The 15,084-nt window shown below is 68.3% G+C and carries 14 protein-coding genes and 1 riboswitch; of the genes, 1 reads left to right on the top strand and 13 read right to left on the bottom strand.

Annotated features, from left to right (window positions below):
* The first annotated feature begins 342 nt into the window (after positions 1–342).
* Positions 343–1,650: a metallophosphoesterase gene (locus tag AB3347_RS25580; RefSeq protein ID WP_369094477.1), complete on the top strand. Its 1,308-nt coding sequence runs from the start codon at positions 343–345 to the stop codon at positions 1,648–1,650.
* On the opposite strand, the gene AB3347_RS25575 is transcribed toward AB3347_RS25580, so the two are convergent.
* The 13 genes from AB3347_RS25575 to cobT all read right to left on the bottom strand — a co-directional run bounded on the left by AB3347_RS25575 (position 1,644) and on the right by cobT (position 14,724).
* Positions 1,644–3,107 (bottom strand): cobyric acid synthase, encoded by a 1,464-nt coding sequence (locus AB3347_RS25575; protein WP_369094476.1) that lies wholly within the window; start codon positions 3,105–3,107, stop codon positions 1,644–1,646. The two genes, AB3347_RS25580 and AB3347_RS25575, sit on opposite strands and share 7 nt — an antisense overlap.
* Positions 3,104–3,985, bottom strand: a complete 882-nt coding sequence (locus tag AB3347_RS25570; protein ID WP_369094475.1) for a cobalamin-binding protein — start codon at positions 3,983–3,985, stop codon at positions 3,104–3,106. Before AB3347_RS25570 ends, AB3347_RS25575 begins: the two co-directional genes overlap by 4 nt.
* Positions 3,982–4,962 carry a threonine-phosphate decarboxylase CobD gene (gene cobD, locus AB3347_RS25565; protein ID WP_369094474.1) on the bottom strand — a complete coding sequence of 327 codons (981 nt, stop codon included), beginning with the start codon at positions 4,960–4,962 and terminating at the stop codon, positions 3,982–3,984. The genes AB3347_RS25570 and cobD overlap by 4 nt, the downstream gene beginning before the upstream one ends.
* The gene (cbiB, locus tag AB3347_RS25560) at positions 4,955–5,899 is read right to left on the bottom strand and encodes an adenosylcobinamide-phosphate synthase CbiB (protein WP_369094473.1); all 945 of its coding nucleotides are present in this window, start codon (positions 5,897–5,899) and stop codon (positions 4,955–4,957) included. The genes cobD and cbiB overlap by 8 nt, the downstream gene beginning before the upstream one ends.
* Complete coding sequence (gene cobU / locus AB3347_RS25555; protein ID WP_369094472.1) at positions 5,893–6,453, bottom strand: bifunctional adenosylcobinamide kinase/adenosylcobinamide-phosphate guanylyltransferase; 561 nt, start codon at positions 6,451–6,453, stop codon at positions 5,893–5,895. The genes cbiB and cobU overlap by 7 nt, the downstream gene beginning before the upstream one ends.
* Entirely contained in the window at positions 6,450–7,751 is a 1,302-nt protein-coding gene (locus AB3347_RS25550) for a cobyrinate a,c-diamide synthase (RefSeq protein ID WP_369094471.1), read from the bottom strand. Before AB3347_RS25550 ends, cobU begins: the two co-directional genes overlap by 4 nt.
* Position 7,752: 1 nt before the next feature.
* Positions 7,753–8,379, bottom strand: coding sequence for a cob(I)yrinic acid a,c-diamide adenosyltransferase (cobO, locus tag AB3347_RS25545; protein WP_369094470.1), 627 nt, complete (start codon positions 8,377–8,379; stop codon positions 7,753–7,755).
* Positions 8,376–9,149, bottom strand: coding sequence for an ABC transporter ATP-binding protein (locus AB3347_RS25540; RefSeq protein WP_369094469.1), 774 nt, complete (start codon positions 9,147–9,149; stop codon positions 8,376–8,378). The genes cobO and AB3347_RS25540 overlap by 4 nt, the downstream gene beginning before the upstream one ends.
* Positions 9,150–9,151: 2 nt before the next feature.
* Positions 9,152–10,171 (bottom strand): FecCD family ABC transporter permease, encoded by a 1,020-nt coding sequence (locus AB3347_RS25535; protein WP_369094468.1) that lies wholly within the window; start codon positions 10,169–10,171, stop codon positions 9,152–9,154.
* Between the two features lie 25 nt (positions 10,172–10,196).
* Positions 10,197–12,029, bottom strand: a complete 1,833-nt coding sequence (locus tag AB3347_RS25530; protein ID WP_369094467.1) for a TonB-dependent receptor — start codon at positions 12,027–12,029, stop codon at positions 10,197–10,199.
* Positions 12,030–12,096: 67 nt separating this feature from the next.
* Positions 12,097–12,331: riboswitch (cobalamin riboswitch) on the bottom strand.
* Between the two features lie 20 nt (positions 12,332–12,351).
* Complete coding sequence (locus tag AB3347_RS25525; protein WP_369094466.1) at positions 12,352–12,894, bottom strand: histidine phosphatase family protein; 543 nt, start codon at positions 12,892–12,894, stop codon at positions 12,352–12,354.
* 3 nt (positions 12,895–12,897) lie between these two features.
* Positions 12,898–13,677: an adenosylcobinamide-GDP ribazoletransferase gene (locus AB3347_RS25520; protein WP_369094465.1), complete on the bottom strand. Its 780-nt coding sequence runs from the start codon at positions 13,675–13,677 to the stop codon at positions 12,898–12,900.
* A 6-nt stretch (positions 13,678–13,683) separates the two neighbouring features.
* A complete protein-coding gene (cobT, locus tag AB3347_RS25515) occupies positions 13,684–14,724 on the bottom strand; it encodes a nicotinate-nucleotide--dimethylbenzimidazole phosphoribosyltransferase (protein WP_369094464.1) in 1,041 nt (346 codons plus the stop codon).
* Positions 14,725–15,084 lie beyond the last annotated feature (360 nt).

The following is a 15,084-nucleotide window of genomic DNA, read 5'->3' as shown; positions in this document are numbered from 1 at the left end:
TTCCCATCCCGAACAGGACCGTGAAACGACTTTGCGCCGATGATAGTGCTGCAACCAGTGTGAAAGTAGGTTATCGTCAGGCTAGTTATATGAAAAACCCCACCAGGTGATCCTGGTGGGGTTTTTTTGCTTTGTACAATGCAAAGCCCGCCGCCCAGTGCACACTGCGCATCCTTGGCCTGAGCGGGCTTTGTTGCGTTTGCACGCTTCTATTTGCGTTCGCCGAAGCGTTTTTATCCGGCCAGCATGTAATGACACATGCAGCCATCGATACCCCCTCCGTCTGCTCCTTTGACGCTTTTGCTGCGTTACACTGCTCGCTTTCTTTTAGCAAAAATAACAATGAAGAAGACGCGCAGCTATCTTTTCCGCGGCATTCTCATCGTCGCCTCCCTGTTCGTGCTTGCGCTTGCGTTTGCGCTGTCCAAGGCACGTGTCGAAATGAGCGCGGCCGGCGTGCACCAGCGTCTTCTCGTTCCCATCGGCGTCGGCGTCGCCGGCATTAATACCTTCGCAGGCACCGGCGACAAGGTCCGGATGCCCGGTTTCCTCGACGGTCCGATCATACGCGCGAAGGACGACGGCAACTGGACTGCGACCTGGTATTGCGAAGACAGGGTCGAACAACAGAGCGGTCGGAGCGCCGAGCTGTCGATCGACTGCGCCGGCCGGCGCCAGGTCTTCCCCGTGGCCCGCAAGCCCGCAGTGGCCGACGCGGTGTTCGACACTCCGGCGGATACGCTCGTCCTCAGCGATATCGAAGGCAACGTCCGCTTCCTCGACGCCGCGCTCGCATCGCTTGCGGTTACCGACGCCCAGGGCAACTGGACGTATGGCAGCAAGCACCTGGTGATCGCGGGCGACGCGGTCGACCGCGGCCGCGACGTATTCGCCGTGCTCTGGCGTTTGTACGCACTAAGCCTGCAGGCGCAGGACGCCGGCGGCGCCGTACACCTCCTGCTCGGGAACCACGAGCAGTATCTGCTGCGCGGGAATACCTCGCGCGCCAACCGCGATCACCTCCATGCCCTGGAGCGCATGGGCGGGCAATCGGCCGCCTTCGGCCCCGATACGCTGATCGGTCGCTGGCTGCGCCTTCAGCCGGTCATCATCAAGAGCGGCCGCATCGTAATCACCCATGGCGGGGTGAACCCGCTGATCGCCGATGCCGGCTTCACCGTGAATAACCTGAACAGCGCCATGCGTCGCTACTGGCTGGGAGACATGCCCGGGAAGGCCGAACTCGACGCCGTCATCGGTCCGGCCGGCCTGACGCAATACCGCGGCTATATGGAAGATGGCGAAGACCGGTTTGCACGCGCGACCAGCGCCCAGATGGGCGACGTGCTCGCGCACTTCGGCGCCAGGAGCATCGTGGTCGGGCATACGCTGGTCGATGGCGTTACCGCACTCCATGATGGCAAGGTATGGGCCGTCGACGTCAACAGCAATACCGCGCGCCCCGAAGCGCTCCTGATCCGCCGGGGCGAACCGGTCGTGGTGTCCGCCGGCGTGGCCAGGCAGCTCGACGAAGGGAAGGGCACGCGCATCACCCGGCCCTTCAGCCTGTTCGCGGCGGACGACCTGGCCATGCTGAAGGGCCTCCTGATGTCGAACTACGCCCTGTCGCGCATCTCCCAGCCTTACTGAGACCCCATCACCGCCAGCAGCCGGTCGAGCACCGGCGCCGTGGCGTCCGCGATGCGGTCGATGCTGGCTTCGCGCAGCGCCGCCGTGTCGACGACGTAGCGCGACTGCAATCCGGCCCAGGCCAGCAGCGCGACGCCGGCTTCGGGATGGTCGAAGAGCCCGTGCAGGTAGGTGCCGAGCACCTGGCCATCTTCCGAACACGCTCCCTCGCCGCCGCCGTCGATGACGAAGGCCGGTCGTTCCATGGCGGCGCCCTGCGATACGCCCATGTGGATCTCGTAGCCCTGCACCCCGAAGGGCGCGCCGCCGGCCAGCGAGGCCTGTCCGCTGACCAGGGCCAGCCGCTTTTCCTGCGCCAGTTCGGTATCGATCGCAAGCAATCCGAGTCCTTCCGAGACGCCGGCCTTTCCTTCCACGCCATGCGGATCCGCGACCGAGCGGCCCAGCATCTGGAAACCGCCGCAGATGCCGAGCAGCTTGCCGCCATAGCGCAGGTGCCGCGCAAGATAGGCCGGCCAACCCTGCGCCTGCAGCCACGCGAGGTCGCCGCGCGTATTCTTGCTGCCCGGGAGGATCACCAGGTCGGCCGCCGGCATCGCTTCGTCCGCGCGCACGAAGCGCAGGTCGACCTCCGGATGCGCGCGCAGCGCGTCGAAGTCGGTATGGTTGCTCATGCGCGGCAGGCTCGGGACCACGACCCGGAAGCCCCCACGGTCCGACTGCGCCGGCTGGACGGCGTCCTCGGCGTCCAGGTACATGCCGTGCAGGTAGGGCAGCACACCCAGCACCGGCTTGCCGGTCTGGGCTTCCAGCCAGTCGAGCCCCGGCTCGAGCAGCGCGATGTCGCCGCGGAAGCGGTTGATGACGAAGCCCACGATCCGCCTGCGCTCGGATTCCGACAGGCAGGCCAGCGTGCCGACCAGATGGGCGAACACCCCGCCGCGGTCGATGTCCGCGACCAGGATCACCGGACAGTCCACCGCTTCGGCAAAGCCCATGTTCGCGATGTCGCGCTCGCGCAGGTTGATCTCGGCCGGGCTGCCCGCGCCCTCGACCACCACTGCCTGGTACTGCGCCAGCAGGCGCGCATGCGATTCCAGCACCGCACCCATCGCCACGGTCTTGTACTGGTGGTAGTCCCGCGCGTTCATCTCGGCGCGCACGCGGCCGTGGATGATTACCTGCGCGCCGGTGTCGCTCGACGGCTTGAGCAGGACCGGGTTCATGTCGGTGTGCGCTTCGACACCGGCGGCGATCGCCTGCAGCGCCTGGGCGCGCCCGATCTCGCCGCCGTCGGGCGTGACCGCGCTGTTGAGCGCCATGTTCTGCGGCTTGAAGGGCGCCACTCGCACGCCCCGGCGCAGCAGGAGGCGGCACAGCGCGGCCACCACCGTGCTCTTGCCGGCGTCCGAGGTAGTGCCCTGCACCATCAGGGTCTGGAAGGGAAGTGAACTCATTTGCTGCGGTGCCGGCGTGCCAGCTCGAGCTTTTCGCACAGGATGGCCGTGCCGGCGATCATGCGCGGACCGGCGCGGTTGAGCAGGTTGCCGTCCACCGTGAACAGGTTGTCGTTGCGGGTTGCGCTCATGGTCGTGTACGGCTTCCACAAGTTGACGCCGCCGTAGTTCTTCTCGGCGGTGGCGAACACTGCTTCCGGATCGGCCTGCAGGACGCTTTCGATCGACACGATCGGCGCGGTGACCGTCAGCTTGTCGAAGATGTTCTCGCCGCCGCACAGGCGCAGCGCGTCGGTGACGATGTGCTTGCCGCTGAGCGTGTACAGCGGCTTGTCCCATACCTGGTAGAAGCTGCGCACGGTGGGACGTCCGGCGTAGCGTGTGCGCAAGCTCGCCAGCTGCTTGCGCAGTTCCGCCGCGGCGGCATGCGCCACCGCCTCCGTTCCCATCAGCTGTCCAAGGCGCTCCACGTTTTCCGGAATGCCCTCCAGCGTTTGCGGATCGCTCAGGAACACCGGCACGCCCAACTGGCGCACCATCTCGATCTGCCGTTCGGAATTGTTGTGCATCCAGGCGACGATCAGGTCGGGCTTCATGCTGATGACGCGCTCGAGGTCGATCTCGCGGTTCGAACCGATGCGCGGGATCTGCTTCGCGGCCTCGGGATAATCGCTGTAGTTGACCGCACCGACGATGCGGCTGCCGCCGCCGGCCGCAAACAGCGCTTCCGTGACGTGCGGCGCCATCGAGATCACCCGCATGGCGGGCTTGTCGAGCGTGACCGCATTGCCCGCATCGTCGCGCACCGTCACCGCCTCCGCCGGCGCTGCGGCACATGCCATCGCCAGCGCCGCCCCAACAATACCTGTCCGTTTCATCGATTGCTCCATGCGTGAAGTGACTCTTGTAACCGCTGCCATCCGGCTTCGTCCGGCGGCAAGCCGAGCCGGATGCCGCGTCCAGCCTCGCGAAACAGGCGGCACCAGACGCCGTGCCGCGCCAGGTGCGCGTGAAATGCCTCGGGCTGCGCTTCGGCCCACCAGTGGAACAGCGGCGTGCCCGTCGCACGGATGCCGTGCGTTTCCAGCAGGGCGCGCATGCGTTGGCCGGAAGCCTGCAATTGCGCGAAAGTCGCCTTCTGCCAGGCGGTGTCGCGCAGCGCCTGCAGCGCCACCGTCTGGGCCGGACCGCTGACGGCCCACGGGCCCAGCAGGTCCGCGAGCGCCGCCAGGCTTGCCGTGTCGGCGCCGACGAAGCCCAGCCGCAGCCCGGCCAGGCCGAAGAACTTGCCGACCGAGCGCAGCACGATGAGTCCCGCCTGGCCCGCATGCGCAGCGACGCTCAGCAGTGGATCGGTATCGCCGAAGGCCTCGTCGACGACCAGCCAGCCCCCGCGTGCGCCCAGCCGCGCCGCCCAGTCCAGCAGGCGCTCGGGTGCGATCCTCGCGCCGGTCGGGTTGTTCGGATTGACCACCACCAGCACCTCGCTGCTGTCGACCGCCGCTTCCAGTTCGGTGTAGGCAGCCAGGTGCAAGTCGTGCCCATGCTTGCCCCAGGCATGCGCGTGCTCGGCATACGAGGGCGCCGACACGGTGACGCGGGAGGGAGCACGCAGCCTGGGCAATGCCTGGATTGCGGCCTGGGTGCCAGCCACCGGCAGCAGGGCAGGCGCGCCATAGTAGGCGCAGGCTGCCGCGAGCAGCGCCGGATCCGGCTCCGGCAGGCGATGCCAGGCGTCCGCCGGGAGCGCGGGAACCGGATACGCCTGTGGGTTGATGCCGGTCGACAGGTCGAGCCAATCGTCGCGGCCGTACAGACGCGCGGCGTCGCGCAGCTTGCCGCCGTGTTCAAGCATGCGGCCCCCGTATCAGGAGCATGAAGGCCATGGCGCAGGCCAGGCCGAGCCAGAGCAGGGTGGTATGCAGCACCAGGCGCCAGGCGCGCTCGATGTCCGCTGCCGTGGCGGCCGGTCCGGCGCCGAGCGGTGGACGCTGCTCGACCTGGCCGTCGTAGACGGCCGCGCCGCCGAGCGACACCCCGAGCGCGCCGGCGCCGCTGGCCATGACCGGACCGGCGTTCGGGCTGCTCCAGGCCGGCGCCTGCGTGCGCCAGCAGCGCCAGGCGCGCGCACGTGCGCTCCCCGCAAGCAGGACATACGACAGCGCGGTCAGCCGTGCCGGCAGATAATTCAAGGCGTCGTCGATGCGCGCGGCGGCGCGGCCGAACAGATCGAAACGTTCGTTCCGGTAGCCCCACATCGCATCGAGCGTGTTCGCCAACCGGAACAAAACGGCGCCGGCGCCGCCCGCCACCAGGAACCAGAACAAGGTGCCGAACACTGCGTCGTTGCCGTTCTCGAGCAGCGACTCGGACCCCGCCTTGGCCAGGTCGGCTTCCTGGGCGTGTTGCGTGTCGCGGCTGACGATCCAGGCGGTGCACTGGCGCGCTCTTGCCAGGTCGCCGGCACGCAGCGCATCGACGATCGGCATCGCGTGCTCGCGCAGGCTGCGCAGGCCGATGCAGGCGTACAGCAACACCGCATGCAGCCACAGACCGGCCCGGTCCAGCGCCAGCCAGGCCAGCAGGGCCGGGGGCAGCACGGCCAGGCCCCAGGCGACCAGCCCGCGCGCGAAGCGCAGTCGGCCGCGGTTCAGGCGGCGCTCGATGGCGTGCGCGAGCTTGCCGAAACCGACCAGCGGATGCCAGCGGCGCGGCTCGCCCAGCAGCAGGTCGAGCAGCACCCCCGCCACCAGCAGGGCCGCCAGCTGAGGCCATGACAGTCCGCTCAGCATGCATCTCCTTTCAGCACCAGCGGCAGCCCGGCCGCCACCAACACGGCGCGATCGGCGCAGGCCGCCACCGCCTGATTCAGCCATCCGGCTTCATCGGCAAAGCAGCGCGATACCGCGCCCCAGGGCACGATGCCCATGCCGACCTCGTTCGAGACCAACACGATCTCGCCCTCGGTGCCGGCGTCGAGCAGGTCCAGCAGCGCCGCGCGCTCCTGGTGGAAGCGTTCGGGCAGCGCCACTTCTCCTACCTCGGGCCAGATGCGACCGTCGCAGAACAGCAGGTTGCTCAGCCAGAGCGTCAGGCAGTCGACCAGCACCAGGCGTCCCGGCGCGCAATGCGCGCGCAGCACCGAGGCCAGCGCCAGTTCCTCTTCCACCGTCCGCCAGTGGGCGGGGCGGCGTCCGCGATGCTGGGCGATGCGCGCCGCCATTTCGGCGTCGCCCGCGCGTGCGGTGGCGACCACCACCACTTCCTTGCCGGATGCATGCGCCAGCTGTTCGGCATAGCCGCTCTTGCCGGAGCGCGCGCCGCCGAGCACCAGGGTGCAGCTCATGGCTTGCCTCCGCCGAGCAGCGCCGCAATCGCGGGCGGGTTCGAAGGAAAGTAAGCGTGAAAATACGAGGCGTTGAGCGAACCGATGCGGTACACCGCTTCACCTTGTGCTCCATTGCCGGTCTTGACGGTATGCGTGTGCGCCGGCGCCGGCGTCTCCAGGCGCGAATAATGAAAGCTATGGCCGCGCACCGGACCCTGGTCGGTCGGCAGGGCGTGGGCGCCGAGGCCCGCCAGGCGCGGCTGCATGTACACCTCGCCCGGCAGCAGGCCGGCCATCGGCCAGCGCTGTCCATGCTGGTCGGTCAAGACCTCGGCCAGCGCCATCATGCCGCCGCATTCGGCCAGGATCGGCAGGCCGCTCGCATGCGCCGCGCGGATCGACGACTGCCAGTGCCCGGCCCGGGCCAGCGTCTCGCCATGCAGCTCCGGATAGCCGCCGGGCAGGAAGACGGCGTCGGCATCGAGCGGTACCGGTTCGTCCGCCAGCGGCGAGAAATAGCGCAGGCGCGCCCCCATCCTGTCGAGCAGGTCGAGGTTGGCCGGGTAGAGGAAGCAGAAGGCCGCGTCGCGCGCGATGGCGACCGTGCGCCCGTCCAGCAGCCGCCCCGCGTCCTGCCATGCGGACGGCGCCTGCGTGATCTTGGGCAGCGCCTTCCATGCCTTCTCGTCGAAGTGCAGTGCGTCCGCGAGCTTGTCGAGCAGCGCTTCCAGGCCGTCGACCTCGCCCGGCAGGACCAGGCCGAGGTGGCGTTCGGGCAGCGGCTTGTCCTGGCGCGGCAGCCAGCCGAGCAGCGGGATCTCGCGCAGGGACGAGGCCACCATGCCGGCGTGGCCGTCGCTCGCGATGCGGTTGGCGACCACACCCGCCAGCTGGACCGGGCCGTAGTCGCGCAGTCCGCGCGCCACCGCGCCCGCGGTCTGCGCCATGGCCGAGGCATCGATCACCGCCAGCACCGGCACGCCGAACTCGCAGGCCAGGTCGGCCGCCGACGGCGAGCCGTCGTACAGGCCCATCACGCCTTCGATCAGGATCGCGTCCGCCTCGCGCGCCGCATCGTGCAGGCGGCGCCGGCATTCCTCGACGCCGACCATCCACAGGTCGAGCGTGTGCACCGGCGCGCCCGAGGCGCGTTCCAGCAGCATCGGGTCGATGAAGTCCGGCCCGCACTTGAAGACCCGCACGCGCAGGCCCTGGCGCAGCAGCTTGCGCGCCAGGGCGGCGGTGACGCTGGTCTTGCCCTGGCCGGATGCCATCGCCGCCACCAACACCGCGCGGGCGCCCGCATCCCTGTTCATGTCACCACTCCGTCCCGGCCTGGGCCGCAATGCCCGCCTTGAAGGCGTGCTTCACCACGTTCATCTCGGTGACCGTATCGGCCACCGCCACCAGTTCGGGAGGCGCCGCGCGCCCGGTCACCACCACGTGCTGCATGACCGGGCGGTCGAGCAGGTCGGCGATGACCGTGTGCACGTCGAGGTAGTGGTACTTGAGTGCGATGTTCAGTTCGTCCAGCACCACCATGCCGTAGCCTGGGTCGCGCAGGAAAGCCCTGGCCTGCTCCCAGGCTTCGTGCGCCTTGGCGATGTCGCGCTCGCGGTCCTGGGTTTCCCAGGTATAGCCTTCGCCCATCGCGTGGAAGCTGACCTCGTCCGGGAACCGGCGCAGGAATTTTTCCTCGCCGGTCGACATGGCGCCCTTGATGAACTGGACCACGCCGACCTTCATGCCGTGCCCGAGGGCGCGCGTCACCATTCCGAAGGCGCTCGAGCTCTTGCCCTTGCCGTTGCCGGTATTGACGATGATGATGCCGATCTCCTTGTCGGCCGCTGCGATCTTGGCGTCGATCACGGCCTTCTTGCGCTCCATGCGCTGGCGGTGGCGCTCGTTGAGCGCTGCGATTTGTTCTTGGGTCATGTCGTTCATGCGCTAGCCTCATGAGGAAGGAAAATGCGGCGGCCGCCGTGCTCGATCATGTCGATCGGATGGCCGAGATAGTCGCCCAGCAGGGCCGGCTGCATGGTCTGGTCGACCGGGCCGGCCTGCCAGCGGCCGTCGCCACGCAATAGCAGCGCGTGGGTCGAGATGCGGTAGGCCAGGTTCAGGTCGTGTCCGACCATGACCACGGTCTTGCCCAGCTCGCGGCACAGTTTCGCCAGCAGGCCCATCACGCTGACCTGGTGCGCCAGGTCGAGCGCATTGGCCGGCTCGTCGAGCAGCAGCAGCGCCGTGTCCTGGGCCAGCAGCGCGGCGATGGCCACGCGCTGGCGCTCGCCGCCGGACAGGGTGCGCACGTCGCGTTCGGCCAGTTCCAGCACTTCCATCGCGTCGAGCGCGCGCATGGCGGCCTGGTGATCGTCGCTGCCTTCCCAATAACGATCGGCGTGGTAGGGGTGGCGCGCCGACAGCACGGTTTCGATCACGCTGTACGAGAAGGCGTCGTGGCGCGACTGGGCAAGGAAGGCACGCTCGCGCGCCAGCGCTTCCGGCGCCCAGTCGTCGAGCGGGCGTCCACCGATGAGTACCGCGCCGGCATCCGGGGAGCGCATGCCGGCGAGCGTGCGCAACAGCGTACTCTTGCCGGCGCCGTTGCGGCCGATGATGCTCCAGCACTCGCCGGGACGGGCGGCCCAGTCGAGTTCGCGCACCAGCGTGCGGCTGCCGGCCTTGAGAAGGAGGTGTTCGGCACGGATCATGTTTACCTCCGCAGGCGGTGCAGTTGGTAGAGAAACACCGGCGCGCCGATGATCGCGGTGATCGCGCCGACCGGCAGCTGCTGCGGCGCGATGACGGTGCGCGCCAGCGTATCGCACAGCACCAGGAAGCTGCCGCCTGCCAGCACAGCCGCCGGGATCAACACCCGGTGATCGGGACCGAAGGCGAAGCGGCAGGCGTGCGGGACGATCAGGCCGACGAAGCCGACCGATCCGGCGCTGGTCACGGCGCTGGCCGTCAATACGCCCGACACGAGGAACAGGCCCTTGCGCAGGCGGCCGACGCGGATGCCGAGCGTGACGGCCGCTTCCGCGTGCAGCGCGACCATGTTCATGGCGCGCGCGCTGCGCAGCGCATACAGGAGGCCCGCGCCCAGCACCAGCCAGGGCGCGAGGCGCAGCGGCGCGCCGGCAAGGTCGCCGATCATCCAGAAGATCATGCTGCGCAAGCGCCCCTCGGGGGCGATCGACAGCATCAGGGTCACCAGGGCCATGCAGGCCGAGGACAGGATCACGCCGGTGAGCAGCAGCATCGAGGTGCCGCCCTCGAGCGCCAGTCCGCCGCGCAGGTCGCGCCGGGCCAGCAGGTAGAGCAGCATCGACACCGCCACCGCGCCGCCCAGCGCGGCCAGGTCGACCACGATGGCGGCGGCCATCAGGAGTAGCGCAAGCAGGGCGCCGACCGACGCGCCGGCGGAGATCCCGAGCACATAGGGATCGGCCAGCGGGTTGCGCAGCAGCGCCTGCATCATCACGCCCGCCAGGGCCAGCGCGCCGCCGGTGACGAAGGCCGTCAGGGCGCGGCTGGCGCGCAGCTCGAGCAGCGAAGCGGCCAATGAGCTGTCGCCCTGCGCCAGCTGGCGCAGGGCGTCCGGCATCTCGGCCAGCGGCACGGCGATCGAGCCCGTCATGCCGGCGAACAGCAGGCTGGCGACGGCGCACAGCAGCAGGGCGCCGATGACCAGCATGGCGCGCCGGCGGTGTGCATGAGCGGGGTGAGGCATGGGTCTCCTTCTCGTGGCGTCCGGATCAGCGCATGCCGTAGCGCAGGCCGGCGAACCAGGTGCGGCCGCTGGTGCCGTAATAACGCGCCAGCTCGTACTGCTTGTCCGCGACGTTATTCAGGCGGACCAGCAGCGATAGGCCGGGCGCCATCTGCCAGCTAGTGTACAGGTTGAACAAGCCATAGCCGCCCAGACGGTTCCGGTTGGCGGCATCGTCGAAGCGTTCGCCCGACAGTTGCAGTTCGGCGCCGGCCTCGAGCCTTCCCCAACTGCTGTCGGCATGCAGGCTGGCGTGCTTTTTCGCGCGCCGCGCCAGCTGCTTGCCGGTGGTCTCGTCGGTCGGATCCTGCCAGTCCAGGCTGGCGCGCAGGTTGACCGCGGCGACGCGCGTTTGCGCCGCCACCGTCAGGCCTTCCAGCTTCGCTTCGTTGACGTTGTAGGCGCAGCTGCCGGCGCGGCCCGGGCACGGCGTGCTCGACACGATCATGTCGGTCAGGCGGTTGCGGAAATACGTGGCGTCCAGCTGTACGCCCCCGGCGTCGTAGCGCAGGCCGGCTTCGAGGTTGCGGCCCTTCTCCGGACGATTGGTCGGCAGGCCGTAGCCGGGGTAGTACAGCTCGTTGAAGGTCGGCGCGCGGAAGCTCGAACCGATGCTGGCGGTGGCGCGCAGGCCCTGGCCGAAGTCGTAGCCATAGCCGGCGGCGCCGGTATTCCTGCTGCCGTAGACCGAGGAACGATCGTGGCGGGCGCTGGCGTCGAACAGGTGGGCGCCGCGCCGCGCCGAATAGGCGGCCGCGTACGAGTTGGTGCTGCGGCTGCGCGACAGGGCGGCGGTGGCGCTCGACGTCACCTCTTCTTCGCGGCGGCTCACCAGGAGCTGCAGGGTGTCGGGACCGAGCGCAACGGTGTTCTGCCAGGTCAGCTCGTCCTGCCGGGTATCGATCTGGCTGGCGCCGGAGCTTGCTGCGCTGGTGAAGCTGCCCAGCTTGTCGTCGGAGCGCGCGTACTGCAGGGTGCTGCGCCAGTTCGAGGTCAGCTGGCCGGTCGCGTAGACGGCTGCCGTGTTCAGGTCCTGCTCGTTGTGGACGTCGTAGGCGCCGCTGCCGTTGTCGTACTGCGCGCGCAGCGCGCTGTGCAGGAACTGTGCGCCGATGTCGATGCCCGGGGCCGGCGAATACGACAGCTGGCCGTTGGCGTTGCGGCGGCGGTAGCCGTCTTCGTCCGGATTGAAGCCGAACGCCCCCGGGCGCGTGGCCGAGAAGCCGTCCGATTCTTCGTGGCCGGCGCCGAAGGCGTAGCGGAAGGCATCGGCCGCGCCGTGCACGCTCGCGTCGACCTGGCGGATCGCGTTGCTGCCTGCGCCCGCCGAGCCGCTGACGACCGGACCGCCTGCGCCCTTGCGGGTGAAGATCTGGATCACGCCGCCGATCGCGTCGGCGCCGTACAGGGTGCTGAGCGGCCCGTAGACGATCTCGATGCGCTCGATGGCGCCGAGCGGCACCGCGTTCCAGGCGGCGACGCCGCTGGTGGACGAACCGATGCGCACGCCGTCCAGCAGGACCACGACGCCGTTGCTGTTGGCGCCGCGCAGGAACACGCTGGTGGCGGCGCCGGCGCTGCCGTTACGGGTGATCTCGATGCCGCGCTGGCGCTGCAGCACGTCGGCCACCGAACCGGCGCCCGAGCGTGCGATTTCTTCGGCATGGATGACGGTGGTATCGGCGATCACGTCGGCCGCGCGTTGCGGCATGCGGTTGGCGGTGACGAATACCGTGTCGGTGGTCTGGGCGAAGGAAGGTGCGACGAAGGCGAAAGCGAACGACACTGCGGCCGCTTGCCGTGTTACAGGAAAGTTCATGAAATGTTCACATCAAAGACAACCAGCCGACGTCCCCGTAGGCCAGATTGAACAGAAGCGCGCCGTGGGCACGCTTCCACCTTTTGGCCGGTATCCGGGCTGGCAAGTGTGGCCGTCCGACCTTCCCATGCGTGATGCACAGTGGTCATGGAGGACGGTTCGCCGCGCTTGTCATTCATCGAGCGCGGCACTTGCTTACCGTTGCGGGGGCAGCACACGTTGGCCTTGTTGAAGGGCTTCGTGTTTCCCGTTTAACTGCGGTCGTGAACACGACCGCGAGCACCAAAACGCCGTCATTATAGGACAGGACGGCTGGGTGTTGTCAGTCTTTTAGCACAAGGACTTCGCCGTAGCCGATGCGGTGGGGACTGGATGCAGCGCGCAGCGCGGCCTCTTCGATGCTGCCGCCGGCATGCAGGGCCGACAGCACGCGCATGGTCCCGGCATGGCAGATGAGCAGGGCGGCAGGGTGTCCCGCCCGGCGCAGCGCGTCGCGGAAGGCGGCCACGCGCTGCGCCACCGCAAGCACGTTTTCTCCGCCGCCGGGACGGTAGTGCAGCAGGTCGGCCGCCCAGGCATCGACCTCGGCGCGCGCGATGGCCTCCCATGGCCGCATCTCCCAAGCGCCGAAATCCATCTCGGCCAGGCGGGCGTCGAGGGTGACGGGGGCGCCGAGTGCGCGCGCAAGCTGGACGCAGCGCAGGAGCGGGCTCGCAAACACGGGTAGCGCGCCGGGCAGGCCCGCCGCGCGCAGGCTAGCGGCGACTGCCGCTATCGCGTCGATGGATGTCGGCATGTCCGTCCTGCCGTAGCAGATGCCCGGCGCGACGTCCGGTTGCGGATGGCGCACCAGGATCAGTTGCATCGATCAGGCCAGGGCGCCGCGGCCGAGCGTGGCCAGTACGGCGAGGTAGATGACGGCTTCCGCCAGCTGCTGGACCGCGCCGAGGCAGTCGCCGGTGTAGCCGCCGATGCGGCGGGCGAACTTGCGGGCCAGCCACCAGGTGACGACGGCGCTGGCGCCGAAGGCTGCCAGCACGGCGGGCAGCTCGACGGCGCCAAGGGCGAGCAGGACGCTGGCTGCGATTGCGACGCTGGCGCAGGCGATGCCGAATTCCGGCGTCGTCATGCGTTCGGCCAGCGGCTTGGCCTTGCCCTCGGCGCGCGCATATTCCATGCGCCAGATGAGCGAGGTCGCCGCCAGCCGCGACAGCGGGTGGGCGAGCAGCAGGGCGCCGATGGCGCCGGCCGGCGGCAGCATCGCGAGCGCGGTGCACTTCACCCCGAGCATGCAGACGATGCCGATCGCGCCATAGGCGCCGACGCGCGAATCCTTCATGATCTCCAGCACCCGTTCGCGCGTCATGCCGCCGCCGAGGCCATCGCAGGTGTCGGCAAAGCCGTCTTCATGGAATGCGCCGGTGGCATAGATGGTCGCCACGGTCGAGAGCACGGCGGCGACCGGTGCGGGAAAGACGGTGGCGGCCGCAGCGTATACAGCGGCGGCGATGGCGCCCACCACCAGGCCGACCAGCGGAAAGTAACGCGAAGCGTGGTGCAGCCACTCGTGCTCGAAGCCGACCCAGCGCGGGATCGGCAAGCGAGTGAAGAACTGGACCGCGATGAAGAACAGGCGCAGCTGCTGCATCTGCCCTTAGTCCTGCTGCGCGTTGGTGCTGACCTGCGCCGATGCGAAGGTCGCCATCTCGTTCAGGAAGTTGGCGGCCGCATGCAGCAGGGGCAGGGCCAGGGCGCTGCCGGTGCCTTCGCCGAGCCGCAAGCCCAGGTGCAGCAGCGGCTGGGCGCCGAGCGCTTCCAGCATCAGGCGGTGGCCATTCTCATCGGAGCAGTGCGCGAACACGCAATAGTCGAGGATCGCCGGCTGCAGGCGGGCGGCGACCAGCAAGGCGGATGAGACGATGAAGCCGTCGATCAGCAGCAGCTTGCGCAGTTCGGCCGCCTTCAGCATCGCACCCGCCATCATGGCGATTTCGAATCCGCCGAAGGTGGCCAGCACCTCGAGCGGATCGTCGGCGCCGGCATGCCGGTCGACCGCCGCGGCGATGACCTGTTGCTTGCGCTGGATGCCTTCGTTCGACAGGCCCGTGCCGGCGCCCACGCATTGCGGCAGCGGCAGCCCCGTCAACTTGTGCATGATGGCCGCGGCGGCGGTCGTGTTACCGATGCCCATTTCGCCAAAACCCAGCACGTTGCCGGGCAGGCCGCGTACCAGGGCCATGCCGTGCTCCAGCGCGGCGCCCAGTTCCTGGCGCGACATCGCGGCTTCACGGGCAAAGTTGCGGGTTCCCCTGCCGACCTTGCGGTCGAGCAGGCCGGCGCGCACGCCGAAGTCGTGGTTCACGCCGGCGTCGACGACATGAAGCGCGCAGCCGTTCTGGCGAGCGAACACATTGATGGCCGCGCCATCGGCAAGGAAGTTCTCGACCATTTGCCAGGTCACCTCTTGCGGGTAGGCGGACACGCCTTCGGCCACCACGCCGTGGTCAGCGGCAAAAACGAGGATGGCGGGATCCGCGATGCGGACCGTGGTCGAACGCTGCACCATTCCCAGCTGGGTCGCAAGGGACTCGAGGCGCCCGAGGCTGCCGAGCGGCTTGGTCTTGTTATTGATGGCGTGGGCCAGGGATTGGGACAGCGCCGCGTCGGCGGTCGGCGCGATGTGAGGGATCTGCATTGCCGGAAAGATAAGGTGGGGAAAACGCGACGATAGCATAGTCGCAGGCGTTGTAAATGGCGCCGGCGTTTGCTATAGTCTCGTTTCTCCGATGCGCAACGCCGCTTTCAAAGCAGCGACAAGCGAAAGAGAAGAGGGGTTGACGAGTTAAGCGAAACATTGCATAATCTCACTTCTCTGCTGCTGACGAACACAACGATTCGTAAGGTGCAGCAAGGTAGTACAGAACAACGGTTCTTTAACAATCAACAGTCGATAAGTGTGGGCGTTTGATGAAGGTGCCGGCTGGCTTAGGTCAGCTGCATACTTAAATTATCAAATGTTCACAAGAAATAAACGTAAATCTTCGAAAGAAGGTTT

The organism is Massilia sp. X63 (assembly GCF_041023745.1).
Taxonomy (GTDB): domain Bacteria; phylum Pseudomonadota; class Gammaproteobacteria; order Burkholderiales; family Burkholderiaceae_D; genus Telluria.
The sequence above is the reverse complement of the archived record's forward strand: the minus strand, read 5'-3'. Positions and strand labels throughout refer to the sequence as shown.